The organism is Ochrobactrum sp. RH2CCR150 (assembly GCA_014138095.1).
GTDB lineage: Bacteria > Pseudomonadota > Alphaproteobacteria > Rhizobiales > Rhizobiaceae > Brucella > Brucella gambitense.
This window is the reverse complement of the sequence record JACGXE010000004.1, coordinates 462,258-473,163: the sequence shown is the minus strand read 5'-3', so window position 1 is coordinate 473,163 and position 10,906 is coordinate 462,258. Positions and strand designations below refer to the sequence as shown.

Sequence of the window (10,906 nt, the reverse complement as noted above, 5' to 3'; positions counted from 1 at the left end):
TAAAAAAACACACCCTGGCGCGGGGTGGAGCAGCCCGGTAGCTCGTCAGGCTCATAACCTGAAGGCCGCAGGTTCAAATCCTGCCCCCGCAACCAAAACATTCCAGAAAAGCCCCGCAATTAATGCGGGGCTTTTGACGTTTAGGGCGCGAGCAAGGCGTTGGAGGGGTAAGCTCTTCGGAAGCCCCCTCACCTAACAGATCGTCGAAACCTCGGCGATGAGCCAGTCGCGGAAAAGCTGCAATGCTTTGTTCGAGGCGATGCTCTCATGGCTGCAGATGAACTTGTAAGATTCTTTGGGTTGGAAGTATTTCTCTGACACGACACTGAGGGTACCACGCTGCATATCGCCTTCGAGTAGTTGTCGATGTGAAAAGCCAATCCCCTGTCCAGAACGGGCTGCCGCCAGAAGTGTATGTTGGTCGTCAAAAAACAGATTCGAATTTGCGGCTATATCCCCAATGCCATGATGCGCAATCCATCGCTTCCAATCGCTCATGTCGCGATAGTGCAAGCGAGGGATATCCGGGTTGCTGAGAAGATCCTCAGAGTTTCCCAGGCCTTCGAGTAGAGAAGGACTGCAGACAGGCACCAGCTTTTCAGTCAATAGATTGATACTATAGGCGCCGGCAGGTGCATGCAGACAATATTTGATCTGTGCATCTTCCCTGTCCTGCGCAATGGAATCGATATCGAGATTGTTGAGATGCAGCTGTATCCCAGGGTTCTGCTTCAGGAACCCAGCAATGCGGCTAGCGATTACTTCCATGGAGAAGAATGGACCAGCGCGTACGCGGAGAATTTGCGCTCTGCTGTCTTGACCAATCAGGGTGGTCACAGCGCCAATCTCATCAAAAGCGCGGCCACAGACTTCTGCCAGCAGCGCGCCCTCTGCCGTGACGGTAACACCGCGTGGCCCGCGAATAAGCAACTGGCAGCCCAAGGCCTGTTCCAGAAGCTTGATCTGATGGCTGACAGCGCCCTGACTGACAGCCAGTTCCTCCGCGGCAGCGGTAAAGCTTTGGCAGTGCGACACAGCCTCAAAAGCCCGCAACGCTTTCAAGCTGGGAAGTCGTCTGCGTGCCGTTCGTGAGCTCATAGTCTTATGAATTTTTCTAATAGCATCGAATAGATCTTTTGCATTGATCGACAGCTGGCACAAGCATAATCGTCAATCAATAAAAGCTGCCCAAGGGGGTATTCCCGCTGGCTCGCGATCCCGAGCGACATTGATCGCCGGTGACCGGCGACGCTAGCCAAGGGCCAATAACAGGAGATCGGAACATGCATAAGCAAGTTAAAATGGGAATTATTGCTGCGGCCATTGCCGTGCTTGGCGTTTTCCCGACCTATGCCGAGGAAATTCGCATGGGAGCTGAAGGCGCTTATGCGCCGTTTAATTTTCTCGATCCCAACGGCAAGCTGAAAGGCTTTGATATCGATGTTGGCGATGCGATCTGCGAAAAGCTGAAAGCGGATTGCGTCTGGAGCGCCAATGAATGGAGCGGGATTATTCCGGCTCTTCAGGCGAAGAAATTCGATGTCATGGCGTCATCGATGGCCATCACTGAATCGCGCATGCAGCAGGTCAATTTCTCCAATCCTTACTACTACAACACCATGCGGTTTGTGGCGTTGAAGGAACTTGGCCTGAAGGATGTGACGCCTGAAAGCGCCAAGGGCAAAGTCATCGGCACCCAGACCGGCTCTATTGCAGTCGATGTTTTGCAGCGCTTTTTCCCGGATAATGAGGTGAAGCTCTATCCGACGTTGGAAGAAGCTTTCCTCGACATTGAAAATGGCCGCGTGGACCTCGTGCTCGAATCCAAGTTCGCGCTCAGCGACTGGATTTCGAAGGGCGCGAGCTGCTGCGAGTTCGTCGGCAACGAGTTCCTGCTGGATGGTACACTGGGCGCTGGCATGGCCTTCCGCAAGGATGACGAAGAGCTGCGCGCACGCGTCAACAAGGCGCTTGCAGAGATCATCGCCGACGGCACCTACGACAAAATCCGCGCCAAGTATTTTGACTTCGACATCAGAGAAAAGCCGAAATTTGCCAGCGAAATCTTCGGCAAATAATTCGTTCCGACAGGACGCCTGATTTGAAGCACCACATCAGATCAGGTGTCCGCCTTGCCCGCGCGCCAAGGTAGTTGCGGCTCGATCCGGCTTCAGCAGTTTTATTCTCGACCAATCCAGACTGGTCTTCGCCGATAAAAGAAAGGTCGAGCCGTGTCCTATCGTGTTGCGATCATCGAACTCATCAATGAAAGTAATACCTTCACGCGAAATCGCACGAGCATCGGCGATTTCAGGGCGTCGCATTATTTCAAGGGCGATGAGATTCCGGCCAATTTCCGTGGCACAGGCTCGGAAGTCGGCGGCGCGATAAAGGTTGCGGATGAGAAGGGATGGACGCCTGTCTATATCACTGCTGCCCATGCGGAACCGAATGGCGCGGTGCTGGAAAGCGCGCGTGTGGAAATCACCAGTGAATGCCTGCGGCGACTGAAGGAGTCCGGACCGTTCGACGGGCTCTTCATCGCCCTGCATGGCGCCATGGTGACCGAAACGGATCAGGACGGCGATGGCCAGTTCCTGCGCGAAATCCGCTCGGTGGTCGGCTTTGATGTGCCGATTGCCATTACGCTTGATCTCCATGCGAATATTTTCGATGAACTGGCCGATCTGGCGCAGATCGCCGTTTCATTCAGGACCTATCCGCATATCGATATGAATGAGGTTGGCGTTGAGGCCTGCACGATGCTGGATCGGGCGATGAAGGGCGAGATTGAACCCGCTCTCGCCATCGCGCGCCCGCCGATGCTGCTCGGTTGCGATGATGGACGCACAACGGATAATGGCCCGATGTGCCGCCTGCTCGAAAGCGCGGCCCGTGAAATGCAACAGCCCGGCATACTGAATGTCGCGATCAATGCCGGTTTTACCGATGCTGACGTCTGGGCGGCGGGGCCGAGTGTCATAGTCACCTTCGATACGAAAAGCGTCGAGCGGCAAACCGCCAGCGATGTGGCGGAGAAAATCTGCGACGAAATCTGGGCCTATAAGGATCAGTGGTCGCAGCCCTTGCCGCTTGATGAATGCATCAAGCAGTTGAAGGAGGCACGAGGTGCCGAGGGCACGATTGTTGTTGCCGATTTCTCGGATAATCCCGGCTCGGGCGCCTATAGCGATTGCACCGCGCTGATTGCGGCGATGCTGGAAGCAGGAGTGACCAATGCCGCCGCCGGCGCGTTGCTCGACCCGGAAGCTGTGGCCGAGATTGCAGCCAAGGCAATTGGCGAGACCATCACGGTGACGATTGGTGGTAAATCCGATCCATCGGTCGGTGGCGGCCCGCTGACGGTGACGGGGCGTGTCATGGCGATCAGTGAGGGCAGCTTTGTCTTTGAAGGCCCGATGTTTACGGGCCTGCCCGGAACGACTGGAAAATCCGTGTGCCTGCGCGTGGACGGGATCGATATCATGATCGTCTCCGAACGCATGCAGATGCTCGATCAGAACATCTTCCGGATCGTCGGCATCGAGCCGAAGGAAAAGGCAATTGTTGCGGTTAAATCGATGCAGCACTTCAAAGGGGCATTCGGCCCGATTGCAACGCAGATCATCGTGACCGACGCAGGCGGCCTGAGTTCGCCAGACCTGACGAGACGCACCTATTCTCGCCTGCGACGTCCGGTTTTCCCGCTGGATGCTTTGCCGGATCAGCAACAGTAAGTGCGCTGACGAATCTATTGGACTTTTGACAGCGAACAGGGAAGTTATCCGATCGAGGGGGAAGCAGGGAGACGACGGATCGCCATCCATTTCCCCCGGACCAGATTGATCATTTGTACCTACGGATGGAGTATCCGATGCAGACAGCGCCAATTTTCGCCGGATTAAAAATCGAGGCGGCTGAAATACGGGTCATACGTTTGCCGCTGCTCGTGCCTTTCGTGATCTCCACCGGCACAATGACTGAAAAGATCATACCGATCCTCACCCTGAAGGCAGAAGGCCTTGAAGGCTATGCCGAAGGCGTGATGGATCCCTTGCCGGATTATCTGGAAGAAACCATCTCCGGCTCGCTCTCCTTCCTGCGTGATGTGCTGCTGCCGCAGATTGTCGGAAAGCACTTCAACGGCCCAGCCGATCTGGCCGCTATTCTCGATCCGTGGCGCGGACATAGAATGAGCAAGGCCATGGTTGAAATGGCCGTCTGGGACCTGTGGGCAAAAGCGCTGAACCTGCCATTGAGCGTTGCGCTCGGCGGTGTTCGCGATGCCATCGACGTTGGCGTCAGCCTTGGCATTGCCGATATTCCAACAACGATTGACCGCGTCGCGGCTTCACTCGATGCCGGGTACAAGCGCGTGAAGCTGAAGATCAAGCGCGGCCATGATCTTGCGATGTTGCAAGCAGTGCGCGACCGTTTCCCGGATGCGAAGCTGACAGTCGATGCCAACACGGATTATCGCTTGTCCGACCTGCCGTTGCTGAAAGCGATGGATGCATTTGCGCTCGACTATATCGAGCAGCCTCTGGCATTCGATGACATTACAGACCATGTGCATGTGCAGGAAAAACTGCTGACGGCCATCTGTCTGGATGAAAGCATTCGCTCTTCGGTCGATGCGCGCAAGGCGCTTGTTGCCCGCGCGTGCCGCGTGATCAATATCAAGGTGGGGCGTGTCGGCGGCCATAGCGCGTCGCGGGCCATCCATGATGTCTGCGCTGCTTTCGATGTGCCTGTATGGTGCGGCGGTATGCTGGAAGCGGGCATCGGACGGGCGCATAATATCCATCTCTCGACGCTGGCGAATTTCACCAAGCCGGGGGATACTTCATCCGCCAGCCGCTATTTCCCACGCGACATTGTCAATGAGCCGCTTGAAGCCGAAAACGGCCGCATGGCCGTGCCGAAAAACGGCCCGGGCATTGGTGTGACTCTCGACCGTGCCTTCCTCGATACGGTGACGAACCACCGCGAGGAATTTGCCGCATGAGCGACATCGTCATCCGCGAACTCGCATCTCTGGCCGAGATGAAGGATTCGGAAAATGTGCAGCGGCTTGTCTGGGGCGACGACGATCCTGTCGATGCTTCTGATCTGTTGCTCGCCATCCAGCATGAAGGCGGCCTTGTCGCCGGTGCTTTCGAGGGTGACAAGATGATGGGTTTCATCTTCGGCTTCCCGAGCGCGACGCCGGGTATTCAGCATTCGCATCGTCTGGCGGTTTTGCCGGAAGCGAGAGGCCTGAAGCTTGGCGCGCGCATGAAATGGTTCCAGCGTGACTGGTGCCTTGCGCGAGGCGTGACGCTTGTGCGCTGGACCTATGATCCCATTCGCGCGGTCAATGCCGGTTTGAACATCGCAAGTCTCGGCGCTACATCCGCCACCTATCATATCGACTATTACGGTCCCATGGTCGGCATCAATGCTGGTCTTCCGTCAGATCGTATTGTGGCCGACTGGCAGTTGGATGATCCACGCGTTGAAGCCCGTTCCCAAGGGCAGAAGCTGGAGTTTCCCGCTGATATTCGTCGTGTGGAATTCCCCGGTGATATCGACCAGTTGCTGGCGACTGATCCGGCGGCGGCCATGGCGGCGCGGTTGTCGCTTCGCGAGACGCTGCTTGCCGCCTTTGCCGAGGGGCAGCGCATTGTGGGCTTCGATCCCAAAACACCGGCCTATCTGCTGCGCTGAAGCCTTGCTTCGCGACCGCACAATGCTTTTCGTAATTTCAAAAGCCCGCATCCGATCATCGGCTGCGGGCTGACTTTTTTTGCTAGAGCGCTAGTTACATCTCACGACGGATTCAACCGCCGACGCTTACACCGATTTTTGAAAGGCAGAACAAGTTCTCGCGTGTATGGTGTGTCATCGACAGAGTGCAGGCTGCGAAAGGAAAAGCGAATTGGCTCAGCATCGTGTAGTGATTGTCGGCGGCGGTTTTGCGGGTTTGCAACTGGCGAAAGATCTGCAAGGCCCAGATACATCGATCACGATTATCGATCGCAGAAATCATCATCTCTTTCAGCCTCTGTTGTATCAGGTTGCTACAACTGTTCTTGCCACGTCGGAAATTGCATGGCCGATCCGCTCGGTTTTTCGCAATCGCGAAGAGGTTTCCACTTTGCTGGCTGAAGTGACCGGCGTGGATACCGAGGCGCGCAAGGTCCATCTCCGTGATGGTCCCAGCGTCGATTACGACACGCTCGTTTTGGCGACTGGTGCGCGGCACGCCTATTTCGGGCGCGACGAGTGGGAGCCCTATGCGCCGGGCCTGAAGACGCTGGAAGATGCAACGACAATTCGCCGTCGCCTCCTACTGGCTTTCGAACAGGCCGAACTGGAAACCGATCCCGAGATTCGCAAAGCGCTGCTGACATTCAGCATCATTGGCGCGGGGCCAACCGGCGTTGAGCTTGCGGGGATCATTGCGGAACTGGCCCATCGCACCCTGGTCAAGGAATTCCGCAATATCGATACGACCACAGCGCGCATCATTCTCATCGAAGCAGGGCCGCGTATTCTGCCGGTTTTCCCGCCGTCGCTCTCGGAATATGCGGAGAAGTCGCTGACGAAAATGGGTGTCGAGGTCAGAACCGGAACGCCCGTCACGGCCTGTGATGCAAGGGGCATCTCGATTGGTGACGAACAGGTCGCCAGCCGCACTGTTATTTGGGCGGCGGGCGTACAGGCATCGAAAGCCGCCGAATGGGTGGGCGCGGAACAGGATCGCGCGGGCCGCGCGGTGGTGGAGCCTGACCTGACGGTAAAGGGCCATCCTGAAATTTTCATTGTTGGAGATACGGCTCTGGTCAAAACCGCCGATGGCAAGCCGGTTCCGGGCATTGCGCCAGCCGCCAAGCAGCAGGGCAAATATGTGGCGAAGGTAATCAATGCGCGCTTTGCCAATCGTGCGGCACCGGGCCCGTTCCGTTACAAGCATCTTGGCAACCTTGCCACCATTGGCCCAAGCGCTGCGGTTATCGATTTCGGATCATTGCGTCTGAAGGGCTGGATCGCCTGGTGGATATGGGGGCTTGCCCATATCTATTTTCTCATTGGTACGCGCAGCCGTCTGGCAGTGGCGCTCAGCTGGCTTTGGGTCTTCATTTCGGGACAGCATTCGGCACGCCTCATTACGCAGAAAGAAACGCTGAAAGATGAAGTGTGAACTGGTCGCCAACAGCATGTTCGCGCCAACACGATAGTGAATTTCGTTCGCGCAAGTCCATGATAAGCTGCCTCATTCTTAATGAGGAGATATGAGAATGCGCTTGATGATGGGAATGCTGCTGGCGGGTGTCAGCATTTTGGGTGGGGCAAGTTTCGCGCAGGCTGAGGAAAGCGTGGAAGTCCTGCATTACTGGACTTCAGGTGGCGAAGCCGCCGCGCTTAATCTCCTGAAGGAAAACCTTCAGAAACAAGGTATTGGCTGGGTCGATATGCCGGTTGCCGGTGGCGCGGGCGAGGCGGCCATGACGACCTTGCGCGCCCGCGTGACAGCAGGCAATCCACCCGCCGCAGTGCAGATGCAGGGTTTCGATATTCTGGATTGGGCACAGCAGGGCGTGCTCGGCAATCTGGATGAAGTTGCCGACAAGGAAGGCTGGGACAAGGTTATCCCGCCCGCAATCCAGCACTTCTCGAAATATGACGGCCACTGGATCGCTGCACCGGTCAATGTGCACTCCACCAACTGGGCCTGGTACAACAAGGCCGCGCTCGACAAGGCTGGCGGAAAAGTGCCGCAGAATTGGGATGAGCTTGTCGCGCTGCTCGACAAGTTCAAGGAGCAGGGGATCACGCCGATTGCCCATGGTGGACAGCCCTGGCAGGAAGCGCTTATCTTCACCAGTGTCGTGATGTCGTTCGGGCCGGATTTCTACAAGAAGGCGCTGATTGATCTCGATCCAGACGCTCTGAAGAGCGATACCATGAAGCAGGTATTCGAGCGGATGGCGAAGCTGCGCACCTATGTGGACGACAATTTCTCCGGGCGTGACTGGAATCTTGCCTCTGCCATGGTCATCGATGACAAGGCGGGCGTGCAGTTCATGGGCGACTGGGCCAAGGGTGAGTTTACCAAGGCTGGAAAGAAGCCCGGTGCGGATTTCGTTTGCGGTCGTTTTCCGGGAACGGAAGGTTCCGTGGCTTTCAATGCCGATCAGTTCGCCGTCTTTGAAGTGGGTAAAGACAAGCGCAAGGCGCAGCTTGCACTCGCAACCGCCGTGGAAGACGTCAATTTTCAGTCGGCCTTTAATGTGGTGAAAGGCTCTGCGCCGGCGCGTACCGATGTACCGACCACGGCATTTGACGAATGCGGGCAAAAGGCGATCAAGGATCTCGCAGCCGCCGACAAGAGCGGATCGTTGCTTGGCTCCTTCTCGCAGTCGCACGCACAGCCGACCGCGATCAAGAATGCGATGTTTGACGTCATCACCCGCCAGTTCAACGGTCAGCTGACGGCGGATCAGGCGGTGGAAGAGCTAAGCGCTGCCATCGACATGGCGAAGTAAGGAAACATTCTACGCTGAAGCCATTTCAGCGATGCGCATGAAAAAGCCTCCCCCGAACATTCGGGGGAGGCTTTTTCGTTACGTTGGCTTTTATGCCAGATCGAAACGGTCGGCGTTCATCACCTTGGTCCAGGCGGCAACGAAGTCCTTCACGAACTTCTCCTTGCTGTCGTCCTGGGCATAGACTTCCGCATAGGCGCGAAGGATTGAATTCGAACCGAAAACGAGATCGACACGTGTTGCGGTGAACTTCGGCGCACCGGTCTTGCGGTCGCGGATTTCGTAGAGGCCTTCGCCCGTCGGAACCCACGAATTGTGCATGTCGGTGAGCGTGACGAAGAAGTCCGTCGTCAAAGCGCCGACCTTGTCCGTGAAGACGCCATGCGACGTGCCGCCATGGTTGGTGCCGATGGCGCGCAGGCCGCCGACGAGGACCGTCATTTCGGGGGCGGTGAGGCCCATGAGCTGTGCCCGGTCGAGGAGCAGTTCCTCGGCGCTGACCACATAGTCCTTCTTCTGCCAGTTGCGGAAACCGTCTGCCAGTGGTTCAAGCGGAGCGAAGCTTTCAGCATCGGTCTGCTCGGCCGTTGCATCGCCGCGTCCCGGAGCGAATGGCACTTCAATGTCGACACCGGCGGCCTTGGCTGCCTGTTCCACACCGTAATTGCCAGCCAGCACGATGACATCAGCCAGGCTTGCGCCGGATGCCGCTGCAATCGGTTCCAGAACCGAGAGAACACGGGCCAGACGTTCCGGCTCGTTGCCTTCCCAATCCTTCTGCGGAGCGAGACGGATACGAGCGCCGTTTGCACCGCCGCGGAAATCCGAACCGCGATAGGTGCGGGCGCTGTCCCAGGCGGTGGAAACCAGATCGGCAACCGAAAGACCGGAAGCTGCGATCTTGGCCTTGAGGCCCCTGACGTCGTAATCGGTGCGACCGGCCGGGATCGGATCCTGCCAGATCAGATCCTCAGTCGGCGCATCCGGGCCGATGTAACGGGTCTTCGGGCCCATGTCGCGATGGGTCAGCTTGAACCATGCGCGGGCAAAGACTTCCGAGAACGCGTCAAAATCGTTCATGAAACGCTCGGAAATCGCGCGGTAGATCGGGTCTACCTTCAATGCCATATCCGCATCGGTCATCATCGGGTTCAGACGGATCGACGGGTCTTCCACGTCGACCGGCTTGTCCTGCTCTGCAATCGAAACAGGTTCCCACTGCGACGCGCCAGCCGGGCTCTTCACCAGATGCCAGTCGTGCTTGAACAGCATTTCGAAGAAGCCGTTGTCCCACTTGGTCGGTTCCGTGGTCCATGCACCTTCAATGCCCGAAACAACCGTGTCGCGACCGATGCCGCGTCCCTTGGTATTCATCCAGCCCAGTCCCTGATATTCAGGGCCTGCATCTTCCGGATCCGGGCTGAGGTTGGACGGATCGCCATTGCCATGGCTCTTGCCGATGGTGTGGCCACCGGCAGTCAGGGCCACGGTTTCCTCGTCGTCCATGCCCATGCGGGCAAAGGTTTCGCGCATCTGCGCTGCCGTTGCCAGCGGATCGGACTTGCCGTTGACGCCTTCCGGGTTGACATAGATGAGGCCCATCTGGACCGCAGCAAGCGGGTTTTCCAGCGTGTTTGGCTTGGTCACATCGCCGTAACGACCGTCGCTTGGCGCCAGCCATTCCTTTTCGTCACCCCAATAGGTATCCTTTTCAGGAGCCCAGATATCTTCGCGACCGAAAGCGAAGCCATAGGTCTTGAGACCGGCAACGTCATAGGCAATCGTACCGGCAAGCGCGATCAGGTCGGCCCAGGAAAGCCGGTTGCCGTACTTCTTCTTGATCGGCCACAGCAGACGGCGACCCTTGTCGGTGTTGACGTTATCCGGCCAGGAATTGAGCGGAGCAAAACGCTGGTTGCCGGTGCTGGCGCCACCGCGACCATCAGAGGTACGGTAGGAGCCGGCGGCGTGCCAGGTCACACGAGCCATCATGCCGACATAGCTGCCCCAATCGGCAGGCCACCACTCCTGACTATCCGTCATGAGTGCGCGCAGATCGGCCTTGAGAGCTTCCACGTCGAGCTTCTTCAGCTCTTCCTTATAATCGAAGTTCTTGCCCAGCGGATTGGTCTTGGTGTCATGCTGGTGCAGAATGTCGAGGTTCAGCGCATTGGGCCACCATTCCATGACAGAATTGCCAAGTGCGGTATTGCCGCCATGCATGACCGGACATTTTCCGGCCGATTTCGTCTTTACGTCCATGATTGCTCTCCGATGGCTTTCCCAAAGATGGCTTTCGCTAGATAGAACGAGCGGCTGACATTGGCACGCCAGAGCGACCGCATTATGAAGGCGGTCACTCCGGAACCAACAGT

At 57.2% G+C, this 10,906-nt stretch carries 8 protein-coding genes and 1 tRNA gene; 7 read left to right on the top strand and 2 right to left on the bottom strand.

What is annotated here, in order from left to right; genetic code table 11:
- Positions 1-18 precede the first annotated feature (18 nt).
- A tRNA-Met gene (locus tag FHW03_RS12035) sits at positions 19-95 on the top strand.
- Positions 96-192: 97 nt separating this feature from the next.
- Here the strand turns inward: FHW03_RS12035 and FHW03_RS12030 are convergent.
- Positions 193-1,062, bottom strand: a complete 870-nt coding sequence (locus FHW03_RS12030) for a LysR family transcriptional regulator (protein WP_377514685.1) — start codon at positions 1,060-1,062, stop codon at positions 193-195.
- 221 nt (positions 1,063-1,283) lie between these two features.
- Between FHW03_RS12030 and FHW03_RS12025 the strand changes: the two genes are divergently transcribed.
- From FHW03_RS12025 to FHW03_RS12000, 6 genes are all read left to right on the top strand, one after another.
- Complete coding sequence (locus FHW03_RS12025) at positions 1,284-2,078, top strand: ABC transporter substrate-binding protein (RefSeq protein WP_377514683.1); 795 nt, start codon at positions 1,284-1,286, stop codon at positions 2,076-2,078.
- Between the two features lie 153 nt (positions 2,079-2,231).
- Positions 2,232-3,737: a M81 family metallopeptidase gene (locus FHW03_RS12020; protein ID WP_182520827.1), complete on the top strand. Its 1,506-nt coding sequence runs from the start codon at positions 2,232-2,234 to the stop codon at positions 3,735-3,737.
- 137 nt (positions 3,738-3,874) lie between these two features.
- On the top strand, positions 3,875-5,008 hold the full coding sequence (menC, locus tag FHW03_RS12015) for an o-succinylbenzoate synthase (RefSeq protein ID WP_182520826.1): 1,134 nt from the start codon (positions 3,875-3,877) through the stop codon (positions 5,006-5,008).
- Complete coding sequence (locus FHW03_RS12010; RefSeq protein ID WP_182520825.1) at positions 5,005-5,709, top strand: GNAT family N-acetyltransferase; 705 nt, start codon at positions 5,005-5,007, stop codon at positions 5,707-5,709. The genes menC and FHW03_RS12010 overlap by 4 nt, the downstream gene beginning before the upstream one ends.
- Before the next feature lie 211 nt (positions 5,710-5,920).
- Complete coding sequence (locus FHW03_RS12005; RefSeq protein ID WP_182520824.1) at positions 5,921-7,186, top strand: NAD(P)/FAD-dependent oxidoreductase; 1,266 nt, start codon at positions 5,921-5,923, stop codon at positions 7,184-7,186.
- A 97-nt stretch (positions 7,187-7,283) separates the two neighbouring features.
- Positions 7,284-8,531, top strand: a complete 1,248-nt coding sequence (locus FHW03_RS12000; RefSeq protein WP_182520823.1) for an ABC transporter substrate-binding protein — start codon at positions 7,284-7,286, stop codon at positions 8,529-8,531.
- A gap of 90 nt (positions 8,532-8,621) precedes the next feature.
- On the opposite strand, the gene katG is transcribed toward FHW03_RS12000, so the two are convergent.
- A complete protein-coding gene (katG, locus tag FHW03_RS11995) occupies positions 8,622-10,793 on the bottom strand; it encodes a catalase/peroxidase HPI (RefSeq protein WP_182520822.1) in 2,172 nt (723 codons plus the stop codon).
- Between the last annotated feature and the right edge of the window lie 113 nt (positions 10,794-10,906).